The 19,409-nt window shown below is 73.6% G+C and carries 17 protein-coding genes; 14 read left to right on the forward strand and 3 right to left on the reverse strand.

Annotated features, from left to right (window positions below):
• Positions 1–43 precede the first annotated feature (43 nt).
• The 14 genes from ACEPPI_RS21155 (at position 44) to ACEPPI_RS21220 (ending at position 14,248) form a co-directional block, all read left to right on the forward strand.
• Entirely contained in the window at positions 44–1,381 is a 1,338-nt protein-coding gene (locus ACEPPI_RS21155) for an aspartate aminotransferase family protein (protein WP_373916810.1), read from the forward strand.
• Positions 1,378–3,210 carry a 1-deoxy-D-xylulose-5-phosphate synthase N-terminal domain-containing protein gene (locus tag ACEPPI_RS21160; RefSeq protein ID WP_373916811.1) on the forward strand — a complete coding sequence of 611 codons (1,833 nt, stop codon included), beginning with the start codon at positions 1,378–1,380 and terminating at the stop codon, positions 3,208–3,210. Before ACEPPI_RS21155 ends, ACEPPI_RS21160 begins: the two co-directional genes overlap by 4 nt.
• Positions 3,191–4,561, forward strand: coding sequence for a glycosyltransferase (locus ACEPPI_RS21165; protein ID WP_373916812.1), 1,371 nt, complete (start codon positions 3,191–3,193; stop codon positions 4,559–4,561). Before ACEPPI_RS21160 ends, ACEPPI_RS21165 begins: the two co-directional genes overlap by 20 nt.
• Positions 4,558–5,391: an SDR family NAD(P)-dependent oxidoreductase gene (locus tag ACEPPI_RS21170; protein ID WP_373916813.1), complete on the forward strand. Its 834-nt coding sequence runs from the start codon at positions 4,558–4,560 to the stop codon at positions 5,389–5,391. Before ACEPPI_RS21165 ends, ACEPPI_RS21170 begins: the two co-directional genes overlap by 4 nt.
• Complete coding sequence (locus tag ACEPPI_RS21175) at positions 5,388–6,068, forward strand: DUF1349 domain-containing protein (RefSeq protein WP_373916814.1); 681 nt, start codon at positions 5,388–5,390, stop codon at positions 6,066–6,068. Before ACEPPI_RS21170 ends, ACEPPI_RS21175 begins: the two co-directional genes overlap by 4 nt.
• Positions 6,065–6,919, forward strand: a complete 855-nt coding sequence (locus ACEPPI_RS21180) for an endonuclease/exonuclease/phosphatase family protein (RefSeq protein ID WP_373916815.1) — start codon at positions 6,065–6,067, stop codon at positions 6,917–6,919. The genes ACEPPI_RS21175 and ACEPPI_RS21180 overlap by 4 nt, the downstream gene beginning before the upstream one ends.
• 32 nt (positions 6,920–6,951) lie before the next feature.
• On the forward strand, positions 6,952–7,725 hold the full coding sequence (locus ACEPPI_RS21185; RefSeq protein ID WP_373916816.1) for an HAD family hydrolase: 774 nt from the start codon (positions 6,952–6,954) through the stop codon (positions 7,723–7,725).
• Between the two features lie 9 nt (positions 7,726–7,734).
• Positions 7,735–8,001 carry a response regulator transcription factor gene (locus ACEPPI_RS21190; RefSeq protein WP_373916817.1) on the forward strand — a complete coding sequence of 89 codons (267 nt, stop codon included), beginning with the start codon at positions 7,735–7,737 and terminating at the stop codon, positions 7,999–8,001.
• A 266-nt stretch (positions 8,002–8,267) separates the two neighbouring features.
• Positions 8,268–9,278 (forward strand): methyltransferase, encoded by a 1,011-nt coding sequence (locus tag ACEPPI_RS21195; RefSeq protein WP_373916818.1) that lies wholly within the window; start codon positions 8,268–8,270, stop codon positions 9,276–9,278.
• A gap of 38 nt (positions 9,279–9,316) precedes the next feature.
• Positions 9,317–9,874: a sugar O-acetyltransferase gene (locus ACEPPI_RS21200; protein ID WP_373916838.1), complete on the forward strand. Its 558-nt coding sequence runs from the start codon at positions 9,317–9,319 to the stop codon at positions 9,872–9,874.
• A 57-nt stretch (positions 9,875–9,931) separates the two neighbouring features.
• Positions 9,932–11,590, forward strand: coding sequence for an alpha-amylase family glycosyl hydrolase (locus tag ACEPPI_RS21205; protein ID WP_373916819.1), 1,659 nt, complete (start codon positions 9,932–9,934; stop codon positions 11,588–11,590).
• 24 nt (positions 11,591–11,614) lie between these two features.
• On the forward strand, positions 11,615–12,862 hold the full coding sequence (locus ACEPPI_RS21210) for an ATP-grasp domain-containing protein (protein WP_373916820.1): 1,248 nt from the start codon (positions 11,615–11,617) through the stop codon (positions 12,860–12,862).
• Between the two features lie 73 nt (positions 12,863–12,935).
• A complete protein-coding gene (locus tag ACEPPI_RS21215) occupies positions 12,936–13,067 on the forward strand; it encodes a hypothetical protein (RefSeq protein ID WP_373916821.1) in 132 nt (43 codons plus the stop codon).
• Between the two features lie 68 nt (positions 13,068–13,135).
• Positions 13,136–14,248, forward strand: a complete 1,113-nt coding sequence (locus tag ACEPPI_RS21220; protein WP_373916822.1) for a SagB family peptide dehydrogenase — start codon at positions 13,136–13,138, stop codon at positions 14,246–14,248.
• Positions 14,249–14,329: 81 nt separating this feature from the next.
• Here ACEPPI_RS21220 and ACEPPI_RS21225 read toward each other — a convergent pair whose 3' ends face one another.
• The 3 genes from ACEPPI_RS21225 to ACEPPI_RS21235 form a co-directional block, all read right to left on the reverse strand.
• A complete protein-coding gene (locus ACEPPI_RS21225; RefSeq protein WP_373916823.1) occupies positions 14,330–14,887 on the reverse strand; it encodes a hypothetical protein in 558 nt (185 codons plus the stop codon).
• A gap of 239 nt (positions 14,888–15,126) precedes the next feature.
• The gene (locus ACEPPI_RS21230; protein WP_373916824.1) at positions 15,127–15,855 is read right to left on the reverse strand and encodes a BTAD domain-containing putative transcriptional regulator; all 729 of its coding nucleotides are present in this window, start codon (positions 15,853–15,855) and stop codon (positions 15,127–15,129) included.
• Positions 15,856–15,936: 81 nt separating this feature from the next.
• Entirely contained in the window at positions 15,937–19,407 is a 3,471-nt protein-coding gene (locus tag ACEPPI_RS21235; protein ID WP_373916825.1) for a DUF4157 domain-containing protein, read from the reverse strand.
• Between the last annotated feature and the right edge of the window lie 2 nt (positions 19,408–19,409).

The following is a 19,409-nucleotide window of genomic DNA, read 5'->3' on the forward strand; positions in this document are numbered from 1 at the left end:
GCGTGCCCGCGCACCCCCGTCCCCTCACCCGAAGGAGCCGTACATGACGACCACCACCACACCATCGGACCCCGCTTCCTCCTGGCCCGACGACCTGTCGGCCTTCTGCTTCGAGGTGCCGCACTCGTCGGAGTCCCTGCTCTTCGAGTCCGCCAAGGGCATCCGTCTCTCCGACGCGGCCGGCCGCAGCTACCTCGACGCGCTCTCCGGCGTCTTCGTGACCTGCTTCGGCTACGACTGCGAGCCCATCGTCGGCGCCGTGACCCGGCAGTTGCGGACCCTGCCCTTCAACCCGCCCCTGCACGGCACCAACCGCGCCGCCCTGGAACTGGCGCGGGCCCTCGTCGACCTGGCGCCCCCCGGCATCACGGCCGCCAAGCTCGTCAACGGCGGATCGGAGGCCGTGGAGGCCGCGATGCGCCTCGCCAGGCTCCACCACCGCGCCCGCGGCAACCCCGGCAAGGTGAAGGTCCTCAGCTACTACCACGGCTACCACGGGGCCACCTTCGGCTCCCTCTCCCTCACCGGACGGCCCGACGTCACCCGGTTCGGTCCCGGCCTCCCGGGCATCGTGCACGTGTGGCCGCCGGACTGCCTGGAGTCCTTCTGGGACGTCCCGCCGGAGAAGTCGGGGGCCCTCGCCGCGTCCATGATCGAGCGGACCATCGAGGCCGAGGGGCCCGACTCGGTGGCGGCGATCGTCATGGAACCCGTCATCCACCTGCGCGGCATGGCCATCGCGCCGGACGACTACCTCGCCCGGGTCCGCGAGGTCTGCGACCGCCACGACGTCCTGCTCGTCTTCGACGAGATCGTCACCGGATTCGGCCGCACCGGAGCGCCCTTCGCCGCCCAGACCTTCGGGGTGACCCCCGACATCCTCTGCGTCGGCAAGGGCATCTCCGGCGGGTACGCGCCCCTGGCCGCCGTCCTGATGGCCGGGCACGTCGCCGAGGCGCTCGGCGAGACCGGCGGGCCGGTGTCCTTCGCCCCCTCCCACACCTACGCCGCCAATCCGCTGGCCGCCGCCGCCGGACTCGCCGCCGTCACCCTGTTCCGCGAGGGCGGCTACCAGGAGCGGATCGCCGAGCTGGCCGCGTACACCGAGCCCCGGCTCCGCGCCCTCGCCGAGGCCCACGGAGCCACCCTGCGCGCCGTCGGCCTCCTCTACGGGGTCAAGCTCACCGGCGCCGCCGCCGAGGGCGCCGAACGCCTCGGCGAGCGGGTGGCCTCGGCCTGTCTGCGCCGCGGCCTGATCATCCGGGGGCAGGACGACTGGGTGGTCCTCGCCCCCGCGTTCGTCACCACCCCGGCGGAGGTCGACGAGATCCTGGGGATCCTGGGCGAGGCGCTCGACGAGGTCCGCGGAGCCGGCCGGTGAACGACCTCCACGCGGCGTTCGCCGCCCCCGCCCACGAGGCACTGCCCCGCCTCACGCCCGCCGAACGGCAGGTCGTCGAGCAGGAGTTACGCGAGATGGAGCGCCGGGGCCGCGACGGCGGCAGGCTCCTGGACGATCTGCGCGAGGTCGCCGCACGGGTGCCCCGACGCCTCTACACGGACAGTGCCGAGGTCCTGCTGCGGATGCACGAGATCGCGGGCTCCGGCAACCTCCAGAGCAACCTGTCCTCACTGGCCCTGGTCCGCGCCTGCTTCGCCCACGGCCTCGTCGACGACGGCGGCAGCGCGGTCAGCGGCGCGGACAGCGGCGCGGACGGCACCGGCGACGGTCCGGCCGAACTCGTCGTCGGCCGCGGCCACATCGCCCCGGCCTTCTACGCCGAACACTACGTACGCGGAACCCTGCCCTTCGCCCCCCTGGCCACCCTCCACCAGGGCGGCCTCACCGGCGTCGTCCACCGCGACCTGGGCTTCCGCGCCACCATGCGCTACAGCCTCGGCGTCGGTGTGGCGCAGGCGGTCAGTCTCGCCTGGGAGCTCGCGCGCGGCGGCTCCGACCGCAAGGTCGTCTGCCTCGCCGGGGACGGCGAACTCCACGAGGGGGCCGCCTTCGAGGCACTGCGCTTCGCGCACGACGCGGGACTGACGAACCTGCTCCTCGTCGTCGACGCCAACGGCAAGGGCATCGAACCACTGGCCAGGCCGCTCAACACCGCCTACCTGGCCGCCTATCTGGGGACCCTCGTGGAGGTGGACGGCTGCGACGACGGGGCCGTGGAGGCGGCCCTCGGCGAGCTCCTCGCCCGCCCCGGAGCGGCCGCGCTCGTGTGCCGCACCCGCAAGGGGGACCACAGCTTCAAACCGGCGGACGCGGGCGCGGCCCGCCCGGCCCCCGGCCGGCCCGTGTCCTTCGCCTCGACCGCCGGGCGGATGCTGGGCGCCCACCGCGAGCGCACCGGGCGCGAACTGGCCGTGTTCACACCCGACATGGCCGCCCGGTTCGGACTGGCCGGACACGTGCCGTACACCAACACCGGTCTCGCCGAGACCCTGACCGTCGGGATGACCCTCTCCCTGCCCGACCACCTCACCAAGGTCGTCGCCACCGACGCCATGTACTACATGGACTCGCTGAGCATGCTCACCGAGGCCACCACCAGTGTCCGCAACCTCCTCGTCCTGGCCGGACGCAGCTGGGGCGCGTGGGGCGGCGCCCACAACGCGACCAACCTCCTCGGGCTGCTGCTGCACACCCGCGTCTACGAGCCGGTCACCGCCGGCGAGTTCCAGGCCTGCCTGGACCGGCTCGCCCGGGACCCGGCCACCACCCACGTCGTCAGCATGATCGACGCCGCGTTCGAGCCGCCGTCCCGGGACTGCTCGGCCGACATCGACGGCGGCGTCTGGCTCACCCGGCCCGGCGACGGACCCGCCACCATCGACGCCACCGTCGTCACCTTCGGCTACGCGGGCGTCCTCGTGGAGGCCGCCAACCGGGACGTGGGCCTGCCCCACCTGCACTGCGCCGCGCTCGACCCCCGGCTCGACCCCGCCGTACTGGACGTCCTCGCACGCTCGCGCCGCATCCTGAGCGTCGAGTACAACGGAGCCGGCAGCGGCTTCGGGGAGCGCCTGCGCGCCCGGCACCTGCTGCCCGTCGAAGTGCACGCCGTCCGCCGGGACATCGCCACCCGCGTGCACAGGCACCAGCTGCCCCTGCACGGCATGAGCCCCGGACTGCTGCGCGAACGGCTCGCCCGGCTGCTGGAGAACCGGGAGGGGTCCGGCCATGCGCCTGCATACGCATGACTACCGGGCGCCGCGAGCCGACGGCATCGTCGACGGCGCGATCCTCATGCACCGCGAGATGTCCCGCCTCCTCGCCCGGCGCGGCTCCGTCACCCTGCACGACCTGACCGGGGGCCCCGACTGCGTCGCCCGACTGGGCGAGGACGACGTGGTGTACGCCGGCTCGGGCCCGTACGCCTTCCTCTACCACCACTGGCGCGCGCTGCGCGCAGGCCGCTTCCGGATCGTCCGCGAGGCCCACACCGCCCTCTGGTCGGGCTACTGGGCCCAGGAGGAGCTGTGCGCCCCGCTGGTGCGGCCCGGTGACCTGGCCCTGTTCCCGACCGAGTACACGCGCCGGCTGTTCCGCGCGAACTTCCCGTCCGTGACCGACGCCGGATCCGCCGTGGCCTACCCCATGCTGGACCGGCTGCCCCGACGGGAACCGCGGCCCCTCCCGCCCGCCGGGGCACCTCTGCGCATCGGCTATCTGGGAGCGCTCTCGCTCGCCAAGAACTTCGACCAGGTCGTGTCGGTGTTCGCCCGGTGCCACCGCGCCTCGGACGGCGCCGTCACCCTGGTCTGCGCGGGCAAGCCCAACGACGCCCGCTGGGAGACCGCCGCCGTGCACGCCGCGCTGGGCCGGGCCGGGATCCCCCCGGAAGCCGTGCGCATGGAGGGAATCCGCCCCCAGGAGGAGCTCCCCGCCTTCTTCGACGGGATCGACGTCCTGCTCTTCCCGAGCACCGCCTCACGGGAGACCCTCGGCAGGGTGGTCCTGGAGGCCCTGGCCCACGGGGTGCCCGTGCTGGCCGCGGACGTCGGCCCCGCCGTCGAACTGCTCCCCGCCCGCAACCTCGTCCCGACCACCCTCGACGTCCACGGCACCTTCGACATGGGCCGCGTGGGACCGCTCGGCCGGGTCGACGAGGACGTCCTGACACGGAAACTGCTCACGCGCGACATCGCGCCGGCGGCCCTGCCCGGCGAGGCCCCGTACACCGACGCGTCCTTCCTGCGGGCCCTCGCCGGAGAGCCGGTCCCGGCTCCGGACGGCCACGACCGGATCCTGCCCGGCGCCGTGCGCGTCGCACCCCGTACGGGCGCGGCCCCGGACGCGGCGGCGGCCACCGCCCTCTTCCGGGACTTCTTCGAACGCCGGGACGACGCCGTCCACGCCGCCCTCGACGCCCTCGCCGCGCGCACCGGCCACGACGACCCGGCCCTGCGCCGCATCGTCGCCGCGCCCGAGCGCAACCTCGCCGACTACCGGGCCTTCCCGCGCCTGCTGGACGCGCTGGTCCTGCCCCCGCTGACCTACACCCTCGCGCCCGCCCCGGCGGGCGCCGTCCCGACAGGAGTCACCCCATGACAACGGACCGCGCACCGGCCCCCACCGGACAGGTGGCGCTCGTCATCGGCGGCGGCCGCGGCATCGGCGCCGCCGTGGCCGAGGCCTTCGCCCGCCAGGGCGCCCGGGTGGTCGCCGCCGACACCGACCGGCTGCCGTCCTCGTTCAACCACTACCGCTCGACCGCCGTCACCGGTTACACCGAGGCCCGCGCGCTGGCCGACCGGCTCGCCGCCGAGGGCCTGGCCGTGACCGCCGCCGAGGTCGACGCGACCGACGAGGAGGCCGTGGACCGGCTCTACGCGGGGATCGCCGACCGGGAGGGCCGTCTCGACACGGTCGTCAACGCCTTCGGCGTCACCCACGTCAGCCCGGTCGAGACCATGGAACTCGCCGAGTTCCGGCACGTGGTGTCCGGCAACCTCGACGGAGTCTTCCTCTCCTCCCGGGCCGCCCTGCCCCTGCTGCGCGCCTCCGGCGGCGGCTCCATCATCAACTTCTCCTCGGTCTCGGGACGTTCGGGCTTCTCCAAGGTGGCGCACTACTGCGCTGCCAAGTTCGGGGTGATCGGCTTCACCGCCGCCCTCGCCCAGGAGGTCGCCAAGGAGAACATCCGCGTCAACGCCGTCTGTCCGGGCATCGTCCGGTCCAACATGTGGCGCTACCTCCTCTCGGAGTTCGTCCGCCCCGGCGAGAGCGAGGACGAGTGCTGGGAGCGCATGCGGGCGATGGTCCCGCAGCGGGAGTTCCAGACGCCCGAGGACATCGCCGGGCTGGTCCTGTACCTGGCGTCGGCGCCCCGCGTGACCGGCCAGGCCATCAGCGTCGACGGCGGGATGTCGGCCCCGTGACCGCCCCCGCCGCCGCGGCGAGAACCCCCGCCCCCGACGGCGTCACCGCGGCCCTGACCGCCGCGGTGACCGCTCCGAGCGCGAGCCCGCCCCGGGGACACGCCCTCGCCTTCGACGACACCGGCTGGACGTTCTCGGGCCCCGGCGCCGTGCCGGTCCGTGACGCGGCCACCCTGGAGATCCGCGCCGACCGGGGCGCCGACCTCTTCGCGATGCCGGGCTTCCACGAGGCCTCCGGCGTCCCCCTGCTGGGCCGGACGCTGGCCGGCGACCACACCGTCCGCACCCGGGTCGCCGTCCGGGGCGGGGCCTTCGGCGACGCGGGAGGCATCCTCGTCCACGGGGCCGACGGCTGGTTCAAGGTCTGCGTGGAGCGGACCCGGGCGGGCGGCTGGGCCGTGGTGACCGTCGTCTCCCGCCCGCTGTCCGACGAGGCGGCGGGACCGGCCCTGGCCGGCCCGCGCGCCGAGCTGCTGGTGACCCGCGAGGGCGGGCGCCACGCGGTGTTCTGCCGCGAGGACCCGGACGGGCCCTGGCACTTCGTCCGTACCTTCCTCGGCCCCGCGGACGCGGACGTACGGCTCGCCCTGTTCGCGCAGGCGCCCTTCTCCGACTCCTGCACGGCGGTCTTCACCGGAGCCCGGTGGAGCCCCCGTGCCCTGGCGGACCGGCGGTGAGCGCCGACACCGAGGCCGACAGCGACCTGGTCATGTTCTGGAACCTCTACGAGGCGGGCATCGAGCGCCTCGCGGGCCGTCACGAACGCTGGCTGGCCCAGTGCGAGCTGGTCGCCGCGCTCCGGCCGCGCGTCCTGCTCACCACGGAGGGCTGGGGCTGGCACCGCGACGACGGGGCGCTCTTCGAGGACGCCAAGGCCGCCTTCGGCATGGACGGCGAGCTGTTCCTCGCGAAGACCGGCTGCCACCAGGCCGTCTTCTGGCAGCGGGACATCGAACGGCTGGGCACGCAACGGCCCGCGCCCGAACTGACCCACTGGCACGGCCACGGCCTGGCGACCCTGGCCCTGCCGGGCTGGACGACACCCCTGCGGTTCCTGGTGGCGCACCTCGACCCGTTCAGCCCGACCGGGCGGCGGATCGAGTCGGACCACCTGCGCCACCACGCCGACCCCGCCCTGCCGCCGCTGGTGGCGGGCATGGACGCCAACAGCCTGCCGCCCGGCGACCCCGAGCCGGACTGGAGCCGGGTACCGCGCCACCGCAGGGCCGACCACCTCCTCGACGGGACCGACCGGGCCGACCGCACCCCCGTGGCCCGGCTGCTGGGGGACCCGTCCGACCCCCTCCTCGTGGACGCCGGCGCCCACCTGGGCCTGCGTTCACCCACCTTCGGCACGTCGGGGCCAGGGCAGGAGGCCCAGCGCCGCATCGACCTGTTCCTGCTGTCCCCCTCCCTCGTCCCCGGCCTGCTCGCCTACGGCGCGCCCGACCCGTGGCCCGACCGGGGCGCCGGCCGCCCGCCCGCCTCCGACCACCGGCCCGTCACGATCCGGCTGCGCCGCCGGTGACCCCGTCCTCCCCGAAAGGCAGTGGATTGCCCGTGCGACCCACCGGACCGGCCGCAGACGGCCCCGACCCCACCGCGAGACGTCCGGGCGGCGGCCCCGCCGCCGCCCCCGCTCCCGGCCGGACCCCCCACGACGCCGTGATCTTCGACCTCGACGGCACCCTGGTGGACTCCGTCCGCCCCGACTTCCTCGCCTGCGGCGCCCTGTTCGCCGAGTACGGGCAGCGGCTGCACCGGGAGTTCTGGGCCCGCGAGGTCTGCGGCCGCCCCGAGGGCTACCCGGCGCTGTTCGCGCTGCTGCGCGGCCTGTGCGGGGCGGCGGCGCCGGACGACGCCGCGCTGCGGCAAAGGCTCGGGCAGCTGTGGGAGGTCCACATGACGCCCGACCTGGTCCGTCTGCTCCCCGGCGTGCCGGAGGCACTGGAACGGGCCCGCGCCGCCGGGCTGCGCCTGGCCGTCGCCTCCTCCTCCGACGGCGACTGGGTGCGCCGGTGGCTGCGCCACTACGGCCTCGGCCGCCACTTCGACGCCGTCGTCACCGGCGACGACGTCACCCGGCGCAAACCGGATCCCGAGGCGTACCTGACGGCCGCGGCGGCCCTCGGGGCCGATCCCGGCCGCTGCCTGGCCGTGGAGGACTCCCTCACCGGCGTCGCGGCCGCACGTGCGGCCGGCATGACGGTCGTGGCGGTGCCCACCGCACTGACCCGCGGCCTGGACCACGGGGCGGCCGACCGGATCCTGCCCGACCTGTCGGCCCTGCACTTCACCGGGCCGGCCACCTTTCCGCGCGACAAGACATTCTGAGGACCCGTGATGATCGAGAACGTTCAGGAAACCGTTTCCCTCCTGTCCCGGCGCGAGCGCGAGGTCCTCGTGCATCTGGCCGAAGGCGACACCTATTGCAAAATAGCCCGCCGCATGGGACTCAGCGTCCATACCGTAGACACCTATCTGCGCCGCATCCGGGGAAAGACGGGCGCCACCACGCGCGTTCAGATGGCATTCCTCGCGATGTGCGCGGCGCAGACACCCGCGCCGATCTCCTCGACGGTCCCGGAATCCCGTGACTTGGCCGCGTGAAGCGAACCCGGCAAAGTAATACCTGTCAGCGGGGAACGGAAAAGGAAACACCGGGAACCGCAGACCGATAGAACGACCCTCATCCCCATGGAAAAAGGAGCACACCATGAAGAAGATCGAGCTCGCCGCGAAGCCCGTCCAGACCCGCACCATCAAGATCCACCGCCAGGGCTGATCCACCCCACGAAAACACCGATCGGGGGCCGGCGGCACACCACCGGCCCCCGACGGTCCGTACCGAGTCACGAGCGAGGGAGGTGCCGTTCATGACGTCCGCACAACCGGTGGTCGACCTCATGTGGGCGCACTGGAAGACGAAGACCCTGCTGAGCGCCCTCGAAACGGGCGTGTTCGGCGAACTCGCCGCCGGCCCCCTCGAAACCGGTGAACTGGCCGCGCGCACCGGGGTCCACAAACGCGTCGCGCCGGACTTCTTCGACGCGCTCGTGGCCCTCGGACTCCTGGAGCGCCACGGCGCTCACTACTCCAACTCCCCGGCTTCCGGCGCCTACCTGGACCCCGCCAGGAGCGAGGCCTACCTCGGCGGCGGCTTCGTCGACCGGAGCACCGGCCTGGCCGACGACCTCACCCGGGTCCTGCGCTCGGGCGTGGCCCTGGGCGGCGCCCACACCGGCCGGGACTACTACGAGGCGGTCTACCGGACCACCGGCTCCGTCCGCTCCTTCCAGCGCGACATGACGGCACTGAGCATCGACTCGGCGCAGGCGATCGCCGAGGAGTTCCCCTGGCAGGACTACCGCTCGCTCGCCGACATCGGCTGCGCCGAGGGGGCACTGTCCACCCGCGTCCTGCTCCGCCACCCCCACCTCACCGCCACCGGGTTCGACCTGCCGCCCACCCGGGAGGGCTTCCTCGCCTACACCGGGGCGCACGGACTGACGGAACGCCAGTTCTTCGCGGAGGGGGACTTCTTCCGGGACGACCTGCCCCGGGCCGACGTGATCGTGTTCGGCCACGTCCTGCACAACTGGGACCTGGAGACCAAGAGGCTCCTGCTGCGCAAGGCGTACGAGGCCCTGCCCCCCGGCGGCGCCGTCCTCGTCTACGAGACCCTGATCGACGACGAGCGGCGCGACAACGCCATCGGCCTGATCCTCAGCCTCATCATGCACATGGAGGTACCGGAGGGGTTCGACTACACCGGCGCCGACTGCACCGCCTGGATGCGCGCATGCGGATTCCGGGACACCCGGGTCCGCCACCTCGCCGGCCCCGAATCGATGGTGGTCGGCATCAAGCCCGCACCGGGCGAGTGAGGGAGCGTACCGCCGGATCCGAGGGGGTTGCCGTGGAACTGGACGAGATCAAGGGCCGCCTGGCGGGGGGAGAGCCCTACCTGGCCAACGACCCCGCCCTGCGCCCCTACCGCAAGCGCTGCGAGAACCTCCTGGACCGGTTCAACGCCACCGCGCTCGCGGACCAGGGCGAGCGCGACCGGATCCTGCGGGAGCTGCTCGGCGCCGTGGCACCCGGGGTGCGGGTGGTGCCCCGGCTCCTGTGCGAATTCGGGTTCTTCATCGAGATCGGGGAACGCTCCCGGATCAACTTCGACGCGGTCCTCCTCGACTGCGCTCCGATCACCATCGGCGCCGACGTCCGCATGGGACCCCGCTGCCAGCTGTACACCGCCAACCATCCGCACTCCGCCGAACTGCGCCACGGCATGTGGGAAACCGCGAAACCGATCGTCATCGGCGACGGCGCCTGGCTCGGCGGGGGCGTCATCGTGCTGCCCGGCGTCACCATCGGCGCCGACACGGTCGTGGGCGCCGGCAGCGTCGTCACCAAGGACCTGCCGGCCGGCGTCGTCGCCGTGGGGAACCCCGCGCGCGTCGTCCGGGAGGCGCTCTGAGGCACCGGGCGGGCCGCCCGGCGGGCGGCGGGCCCCGGTGCGGGAAGGAGGTGGGCCGTGCCCACACAAGGACGGACGCCGCCGCGGGACTGGTGGCACGACGCCGTCGTCTACCAGGTCTACCCGCGCAGTTTCGCCGACGGGAACGCCGACGGGACCGGAGACCTCGCGGGGCTGCGCGCCCGCCTGCCCCATCTGGCGGGGCTGGGCGTCGACGCCCTGTGGATCACCCCCTGGTACCGCTCGCCGCTCGCCGACGGCGGCTACGACGTCGCCGACCACCGCGACATCGACCCCGCCTTCGGGACCCTGGCCGAGGCGGAGCTGCTCATCGCCGAGGCCCGCGCCCTGGGCGTCCGCATCGTCGTCGACCTCGTCCCCAACCACGTCTCCTGCGAACACCCGTGGTTCCGGTCCGCGCTCGCCGCCCCCGCGGGCGCCCCCGAGCGCGAGCCGTTCCACTTCCGGCCCGGACGCGGGGAGCACGGCGAGCTGCCCCCCAACAACTGGCTCTCCGAGTTCGGGGGACCGGCCTGGACCAGGACCACCGACGCAGCGGGGCGACCGGGGGAGTGGTACCTGCACCTGTTCACCCCGCAGCAGCCGGACCTCAACTGGGACCACCCCGCCGTCCGTGCGGAGTTCGAGTCCCTCCTGCGGTTCTGGTTCGACCGCGGGGTGGCCGGGATCCGGGTGGACTCCGCGAACCTGCTGGCCAAGGACCCGGAACTGCCCGACCTGGTCCGCCCCCCGGCCGAGCGGCCGCACCCGTACGTCGACCGGGAGGAACTGCACGGCGTCTACCGGTCCTGGCGCCGCATCGCCCGCTCCTACCCGGACGAGCGCGTCCTCATCGGCGAGATCTGGACCGGGGAGGGCGAACGCCTGGCCCGCTACCTGCGCGACGACGAACTCCACTCGGCCTTCAACTTCGCCTTCCTCAAGTGTGCCTGGGAAGCCGCCGCGCTGCGGGCGACCGTCGACGCCTCGCTGGCCACGAGCGCACTTGCCGGGTCCCCGGCGAACTGGGTGCTGTGCAACCACGACGTCACCCGTACCGTCACCCGGTACGGCCGGGCCGACACCTCCTTCGACTTCGGGAAGGTCACCGCCGGCGTCCCCACGGACCTCGCCCTCGGCACCCGGCGCGCCCGCGCCGCGGCGCTCCTGACCCTCGCCCTGCCGGGGTCCGTCTACCTCTACCAGGGCGAGGAACTCGGGCTGCCTGAGGTCGAGGACCTGCCCCCGCAGGCCCGCCGCGATCCGGTCCACTTCCGCTCCGGCGGCGTCAACCCGGGCCGGGACGGCTGCCGCGTGCCCCTGCCGTGGTCCGGCGGCGAGCGGCCGTACGGATTCGGCGCCGGCGCCGGCGCGGACACCTGGCTCCCGCAGCCGGACCACTGGGGCGCCCTCACCGTGGCGGCCCAGGACGCGGACCCCGCCTCCCCGCTCAGCCTGTACCGCCGGGCCCTGCGCCTGCGCCGTTCCCTGGACGCCTTCCGGAGCGGGGACTTCGCCTGGGTGCCCGCCGGGGAGGAGGTGCTGGCCTTCCGCAGGGACGACGTCCTGTGCCTCGTGAACTTCTCCGACCGCCCGGCGGCCCTGCCGCAGGGGCACACCGTACTGCTGGCGAGCGATCCGGCGTCCGGGCACGAGCTCGCGCCGCACGCGGCCGCCTGGCTCGGCCGGGCCCCGGCCGGCGCCCCCGACTCATGAACGACAAGCAAAGGTGGGAATCTGGTGGTAAAAGGCTACGTCGCGCTCGTGGACGCGAGTCCCGCCTGCCGCTCGGGCGGCCTGGTCGCCGCGTTCAAGGAATGCGGATACGACGCCGTCCACGTGCAGAGCGTCCCGGTGCGGCCGAAGTTCTACGCGTCGGTGGTGCCCACCGGCTTCGCGGCCGAAGTGGTGCACCACGGGGACCTCGACGCGACCCTCGCGGAACTCGCCCGCTACCGGCCGGTCGCGGTCATCCCGGACAGCGAGTTCGGCGTCGGCTTCGCCGACCTGCTCAGCGAACGGCTGGGCCTGGCGACCAACGGGACGGCGGGCAGCCACGCCCGGCGCGACAAGTACGCGATGGTCGAGAAGATCAAGGCGGCCGGCCTGCGCGGCGCCCGCCAGCTGCTGGTCACGAACGCCGCCGAACTGGAACAGTGGCACCGGGAACTGGGCGGCCGGATCGTGGTGAAACCGCTCAGCAGCGCGGGCAGCGACGGCATCAACTACTGCGACACCCCCGAACAGGCGGTGCGCGCCTACGAGGGGCTCGTCGGCACGGACGACATCTTCTCGCTGCCCAACGACACGGTGGTCGCACAGGAGTACCTCGCCGGGCCCGAGTACGCCCTGAACATGGTCAGCCGGGACGGCGAGCACCACGTCTGCGACATCTGGACCTCGACGCACATCACCGCGAACGGGGTCCTCGACCTCTGCGACGGGATGGTGCTGCTGCCGTACGAGGGCGAACGGCTCGACGAGATCGTCCGCTACGCCGAACGGGTCCTGGACGCCCTGGACATCCGCCACGGACCCTCCCACGTCCAGCTCAAGATGACACCGTCCGGCCCGTGCGTGATCGAGGTCGCCGCGCGCATGGGCGGCGGCAGCACGGCGCACTACGCCCGGATCGCGACCGGCGAGTCCCAGCTGAACTGGACGGCGGACGCCTACGTCCGCCCGGAGCGCTTCCACGAGCGCCGCCGCGAGCGGTACCGGGTGGAGCAGTTCGTCGCCGGCGCGCCCATGATCTCTCCGGTGGAGGGAACCCTCCGGGGATACACGGGCCTCGACGAGCTGAAGAAGCTGGAAAGCTTCATGGGCGTAAGGGAATTCGTACACCCCGGAGAACAGATCGTCCCGACCGTCAACGACCTCACCTACCCGCTGCTCGTCGAACTGCGCCACGAGGTACTGGAAAGCGTGCTGCGCGACCTCGCCACCGTCCGCTATCTCGACGGCCGCGATTTTTACGACGTCGAATGACGGATTCACCGGAGGGCGGGCGAACCGGTCCCGGAATCCCGTGACTTGGCCGCTCTCCGGGAGACCGGCAGAATTGAATTCATCAAGGGCGAAGGGAAGAGGATCCCGGAGCCGGAACGAACAGAAGGAGCATCCCATGAAGAAGGTCGAACTCGCCGCCAAGCCCGTCCAGGCCCGCACCATCAAGGTCCACTACCAGCGCTGACCCGCCGATGATCCCGACCGGGGGCCGGAGCGACCGGCCCCCGCTCGGGGCACCAAGGAGAGACCCCCATGCTGCTGCGCCGCGCGCACAACCTCGTCTGCTACTGGCGTGACGGGGCGTTCGTCATCCAGAACTACCTCGGCGGATCCGAAGTCTCGCTCGCGCCGATGGCCGCCGACCTCCTCGCCGCCTTCACCGACTGGACCACCGTCGACGAGGCCGTGACGATGTTCCCCGACCACGATCCGGACTCCTGCCGCGCGGCCCTCGCCGAACTGCACGCCTACGGCTTCCTCGTCTCCGAGGACGAGCGCGAGCGCGACGACCGGCTGGCCGAGCACTGGGACACCTGGTCGCCGGAGGCCGGCGCGCTGCACTTCTCCAGCAAGGACGCCCCCTACACCGAATCCCCCGAGGTCAACGAGGACTTCCGGGCCGGCAAGCGCCCCGCGCTGTTCAAGAACTACCCCGCCGCGGACCGCATCCTGCTGCCCCGCGCCCCCCTCGACGTCGACGCCGGTTTCGTCCGCACCCTCTACGGGCGGCGCACCCACCGAGCCTTCCGGCAGGTGGACCTGCCGCTCCCGGTGCTGTCCGGACTCCTCGCGATGGTGTTCGGCCCCAGCGAGTTCCTCGACGGCCAGGACTTCGGCGCCCTCATGAAGCGCACCAGCGCCGCCGGCGGATCCCGGCACGAACTGGAGGCGTACGTGGCCGTCTCCGCGGTCGAGGGCGTCCCGCCCGGGCTCTACCACTACAACGTCCTGGAGCACTCGCTGGAGCTCCTGGACCCGGCCTTCACCCGCGAGCGGGCCGCCCACCTGAGCTTCGACCAGGAGGCCGTCGCCGAAGCCCCCGTCACGGTCTTCGTGACGGCGGTCGTCGAACGCATGAGCAGCAAGTACCGGGCGCCCCGCGCCTACCGGGTGATGCTGATGAACGCCGGCCACCTCGGCCAGACCTTCGCCCTCACCGCCACCGCGCTGGGCCTCGGCCCCTTCCAGACCGCGGCCTTCCGCGACAGCGAACTGGAAGACGCCCTCGGCGTGGACGGCATCGCCGAAACGGCCCTGTACGTCCTGGCCGCCGGGATCCCGGCGGGGGAGCGGCGGGACGCCGAGCCCACCGCCGGTCTCGACGCCTTCCGGCGCGCGGCGCTGTACCCGCAGGACCACGCCTGACGGACGCCGGACACGTAGGGACACGCCCCGGTCCCCGGGAGCCTTCGAGGGCTCCCGGGGACCGGGGCGCGCGCGGTGTGCCTAATGGCCCTGGCACGCCTTCTGGAAGGCCTTGTTGGCGGCCTGGGTCCAGCTGTTCCAGTAGGTGTCGCTGTGCTGCGGGCCGCTCTTGTCCGCCATGGGCGGGGTGGCGCAGCTCTTGGCTGCCGCCGCGAGGCCCGCCTTCGCGCCGGCCGCGATGCCCGCGGCCCGGTCGCGCCGGGAGCCGGGCTGGGTCGGGCTGGTGGCCTGCGGTGAGGTGGGCGCGGGGACGCGCTTGCAGTTCACGAAGACGAAGGGCTGGTCCTCGTTGACGGCGAGGATCGTGTAGTCGACGTTCTTCTGGAAGCGCTTCAGGAGGAAGTGCCCGGTCGCGTCGACGTTCAGGTCTTCGGTGCTCTCTCCGTCGTTGAGCTTGCGGGGTGCGGTGAACCCCTCGCCGGAGATGGTGACGGCGGTCCCGTCCGCGTTGGGCGTGACCGTGCAGCTGGCGGTCGGCACCGCCGCGCCGGCGGCCGGCGCGAGGACGGCGGCACTGCCGCACACGAACGAGGAGACGAGCAGGGAGGTGATCGCGGCGCGTCGGGTGCGTCGGTACATGAGGGTGCTCCCATCGGGCATCGGATCTTCGGGCCCCGGAGGACGCGCGGGAGTCGAGGGGGAGCGGGTGCGGCCGCGTGCCGACGGGCAGGCGGCAGCCCCGGGGACGGCGGTGCGCCCTCTCCGTGCCTCGGGCTTCCCTCCGACCACCGCGCCGGTGCGCGGCCGCCGGGCGTAATCCGGACGTGCCCGTCCCCACCATGCTGCCCCGGTGACCGCGAGCTGTCGACCGGAAGCTCTCAGCACTGGCGTCCGGCGGCCGAGCCCGGCGGCAGCATCGCCCTGAACCGGGCCGACGGCTCCACCCCCAGCTCCGCTCGGACCAGCCGGCGGAACGCCCCGTACTGGCGGACCGCCTCCACCGCGTTGTGTTCGGCCAGGTGCACCGCCACCACCGCCCGGTGCGCGCTCTCCCGCAACGGCTCGATGCCCACGCAGGTGAGGGCCGCGTCCAGGGCGAGGGCGTGCCGGCCGGAGCGGATCAGCCGGGCGCTGAGCGCCTCCAGGGCGTGCAGCCGCAGCTGCCGCAGCCGCTCCCGTTCGAGGAGGGCCCATTCCTCGTCCCAGCCCGGCAGCAGGTCCCCCGCGAACAGCAGGCCCAGCCCCGGGTCCTCCCCCGGATCCCCGTCGGCGTCCACGACGCGCAGCGCCGTCCGCCGGAAGGCGTGCACGTCGACGGTGACCTCCTCGCGGAGCGAGAGCATCTCGCCCCGGACGTCGACGACGTGCCGGCCACCGCGGCGCAGCCGCCACAGCGTGGTCCGCAGACTGCCCTGCGCGTGTCCCTCGCCGGAATCCGGCCACAGCGTCCCGGCGAGGACGCCCCGGCTGATGCTCCGGTGGAGCGCGAGGAAGGCCAACAGCCGTTGCCCCGGGACCTCCACGGCGACCGCGCCGCCCGGGGCCTCGTAGCGGAAGGTGCCCAGCAGCCGCAGTACCGGTGCCGGGAGCGACGTGTCGTACGGCATCGATCCCCTCTCCCCCTGTGCCTGCTCCCTTCCCTCCGGGCGGTCCGCCGAACGCACTCGTGCGAGTGGTTTGCACAGGTCTCAGCGTCCGCGGACCGTGTCGAGGATCCACTTCTGGATCGTCGCCGTGAGTTCGGCGTCCCTGCCCTTCCACTGCGCGATCTGGGCGGGGTCGGTGTAGTAGTTCGAGGAGTACTCCCAGGCCGACCAACTGTGCGCACCTTTGGAGGAGTTCGCGGAGGAGTCCATCAGGACGAGGTTGTCCTTGCGGACCGCCAGCCGCTCGCGCTCCACGGCCTTGAGCTTGGTGAAGCCCTCCATCTGCGACATGCGGTCCAGCGAGACGACGTGGTCCACGGCCAGTTTCTCCGACGGCGACCGCAGCGTCCCGACCCGGTCGGCCGTCCCCGACGCCGCGACCTCGGCCCGTTCGGGGGAGCCGTCGAAGACCGCCCGCATGCGCTTGACCGGGCTGACCCGTGCCGTCTCGGCGGCCGCCTCGGCAGCCAGGACCCTCTGTCGTGCCTGGGAGACGGCGCCCTGCTCCACCCACGTCCGGCCGTCGCGTCCTTGGTGGACGACGTCGTCGAGGCCCTCGAAGCTGTCGCGCAGCTCATCGATCCGCGCGTGGTCCGGAGCCCCGGAGGCCGTCTTCGGGCCGGCCCTCAGCTCGGCCAGCAACTCCTCCCGGGTCTGCCGCAGAGACCGGAGTTCCTCCCAGGCGTCGACCAGGGCCTTCTCCGCGTCGTACTGCTCCTGCGTCGGCGGGTGCCAGGCCCGCATGTCCGCCACGATCGACTCGAACTCGCCTGAACCGCCGACCTTCCGCGCGGCGGCCGACCGGTCGACGAACTCCAGCAGGGTGGCCTCGTCCATGCGGTGCGCCTTGCCGACGGAGACGATCTGCTTCACCTCGCCGAACGCCGTCTCCAGTTCGGCCCTGGCGGCGCCGGACAGCTTCGTCACGTCACCCAGGAGGTCGAGGAGCTGCTTCTCCTTGCGGAGTTTCGTGAACGTGTTCGCGCCCAGCCGGACGAGGTGGAAGAGGCCCCTCCTGAGCAGCCGGGGCTCGGCCGCGCCGATGAAGATCATGGGCTTGGAACGGAGCTCTCCGGCCAGTTGGTCCAGGCCCCGCGCGGCGGCCGCCCGGTCCTTCAGGGCCTCCTTCACCGCCTGGTCGAGCCCCTCGGCCTCGTCGATCCGCGCGACGAGGGTCCGGTATCGGGCCGCCGCCGACTCCGCGTCCGATGCCGCCACCAGCTCGCGCAGCGGGCCCTCCAGCGCGGAGAGCGCCTTCGCCGACGCCTTGAAGAGCACGACGGCCGATACCCCGAGGTCGACCGCGGCCGCCGCCACGGCCACCCCGACCCACAGCAGTGAGGGCTCGTCCTCGATGAACGACAGCCGGTAGTCCGCCGACTCGGCCCGGTACTCCTCCAGCGCCTGCCCGGCCTGGTAGGCGCTCAGGACCGAGGTGCCGAGGAGCGCGATCGCCGCCGTCCAGCCGCCGACGGGGACGAGGGCCGCGAGGACGAGGGCGAGGACGCCGAGGACCACGGCCGTGAACACGTGTGACCGCCGGACCTCCTCGACGTGGTCGTCGACGATCCACCCGTACACCGTGGCGCCGTCCGCGCCCAGCTTCTCCTTCGTCGCCCGCACCAGGTCGGGCAGGCTGTAGACGCGCTCGGGATCCCCCGTGAACTCCTGGCGGGCCCTGACCGTGTCCGCGAGCCGGGCGTCGACGACCGAAAGGAGATACGCCCGCGCGCCCGCCTCGTCGAGGCCGGACAGCTTCTCCAGGTCGGTGGCCCGGCCGAGTCGCCCGGGGTCGAGCAGCGGATCGCCGCCGCCCGCGGTGAACACCGCCCGCTCCGCCGAATCCCGCAGCGAGGCCGCCTCCCGCAGGTGACCGCCCGCCTGTGCCGCGGCCCGGTTGCGTTCGAAGGCGGACTCCGGGTCCGCCCCGGCCCGGATGGTCCGCGCCGTCGACTCCGCCCGCGCGGCCCGCGCGTACAGTCCGGGTGCGCCCGACGCCGAGATGCCGGAGACGAGCGAGGCGACGTATCCGGGCCCCTGCAGCCGGCCCCGCTCCACGTACAGCAGGTGGTCGTAGTGGTCGAGGAGGTCGAGGGCGACGTCGACGGCCTCGGTGCGGAACCGCAGCCGGTAGACGGCCATCGCGTCGAGGAAGGCCTGCTCGCCCGCGAACCCGTGCCGGGCTAGGGACTCCTCGAACCGGGCGGCAGCCTCCGTCACCCCGCGCACCAGGTCCGGCTGGTAGCCGACGTACGGACTCGCCTGGACGGCCTCCTGGCGTGCGGTGTTGCGGGTCTGCCACAGCCGGTAGAGGTCCTCGCAGCCGAACAGGGCGGAGGCGGCTTCCTCGGTGCGCTGTGCGTCCGCCGCGCGCAGCCGCTCCCGGTCCTCGAACCGGCCGATGCCCGCTTCGAGTTCGTCCCAGTCGCCCGTCGAACCGTTCACCCGGTCCAGATAGGAAGCCCGCTGCGCCGGGGTCAGGGCGGTCAGCCTGTGGGCGAGGCCCAGGGCTTTCTCGTAGTCCTCGGGGACCAGGGGCCGGTCGCCCGCGAAGAGGATCCGCCGGACGTCCTCGGGCAGCGCCTGGAGCTCCCGCAGCTGCGCGTGTTCCCAGGTCACGTCCGCGCGGGCGCCGAGCCACCTGGCGCGCAGCACCGCGTCCTGCGGTCCGCCGCCCAGCTTCGTGCCCGCGGGCAGGCCGCTTTGCTGCCAGAACCGGGCATCCGCCTCCGCGTTGATCCGGTCCTGCTCCTCCTGGGGCAGCCGGTCCAGCGCCGCCTGGGTGGTGTCGTTGACGGTCAGCCAGATCGTGCCGCGCCGGACGTCGTCCGCACCGGCCGCCAGGCCGCCCGGCTTCCGCCACTGCCACCAGGGCAGCCGCCGGCCGACCTCCCGCTCGTCCGTCGTCCGGTAGTACTGGCGGACGAACTCGCGCAGCAGCTCGGCCGGGTCCATCTCCCGCGTCACCTTCAACGGGAACGGCTTCCCGCCGCCCCGGGCCCTCCTGGTCGCGGGCGCCGCGGCCGGGGGCAGGGGCTTGCGGTGGATCCTGCCCGCGCCCTCGCCCCGCGCCTGCTGGGCCACGTGGGCCAGCTCGTGGGCCAGCAGCCGCCGCCCCGCGTCCGAACCGGGTCGTGCCCCGTCCCCGAGGACGATGTGACCGCCGACCGTGTAGGCCCGCGCGCCCAGGGCGGCGGCCGACGCGGCGGCTCCCGGCCCGGTGTGCACCCGGACCCGGGACAGGTCCCAGCCCAGCCGGGGCTCCATCGCCGCCCGCGTCGCCGCGTCCAGGGGCGCCCCGGCGTCCCCCGTCGGGGAGGCCGCCGGGAGGGGGCGCGGCAGCGGGCGCACGGCCCCCGGCGCCAGGGACGCGTACCGCTCGGCGAACCGGTCGGCCTCCGCCTCCAGCCGTTCGTCGGGTTCCGGCGCCCGTGGATCCGCCGCACGCCACACCGACCGCCGCTCGGGCCGGGCGGGCCCGGAGGGGACGGCGGGCACCTCGTGCGCGGCCACCG

Source organism: Streptomyces sp. AB3(2024), from assembly GCF_041862025.1.
GTDB lineage: Bacteria > Actinomycetota > Actinomycetes > Streptomycetales > Streptomycetaceae > Streptomyces.

Excerpts from the sequence above, each read along its gene's own strand:
- ACEPPI_RS21195 (WP_373916818.1), top strand. The coding sequence starts at position 8,268 with ATGACGTCCGCACAACCGGTGGTCGACCTCATGTGGGCGCACTGGAAG.
- ACEPPI_RS21170 (WP_373916813.1), top strand. The coding sequence starts at position 4,558 with ATGACAACGGACCGCGCACCGGCCCCCACCGGACAGGTGGCGCTCGTC.
- ACEPPI_RS21230 (WP_373916824.1), bottom strand. The coding sequence starts at position 15,855 with ATGCCGTACGACACGTCGCTCCCGGCACCGGTACTGCGGCTGCTGGGC.
- ACEPPI_RS21190 (WP_373916817.1), top strand. The coding sequence starts at position 7,735 with ATGATCGAGAACGTTCAGGAAACCGTTTCCCTCCTGTCCCGGCGCGAG.
- ACEPPI_RS21220 (WP_373916822.1), top strand. The coding sequence starts at position 13,136 with ATGCTGCTGCGCCGCGCGCACAACCTCGTCTGCTACTGGCGTGACGGG.
- ACEPPI_RS21225 (WP_373916823.1), bottom strand. The coding sequence starts at position 14,887 with ATGTACCGACGCACCCGACGCGCCGCGATCACCTCCCTGCTCGTCTCC.
- ACEPPI_RS21155 (WP_373916810.1), top strand. The coding sequence starts at position 44 with ATGACGACCACCACCACACCATCGGACCCCGCTTCCTCCTGGCCCGAC.
- ACEPPI_RS21165 (WP_373916812.1), top strand. The coding sequence starts at position 3,191 with ATGCGCCTGCATACGCATGACTACCGGGCGCCGCGAGCCGACGGCATC.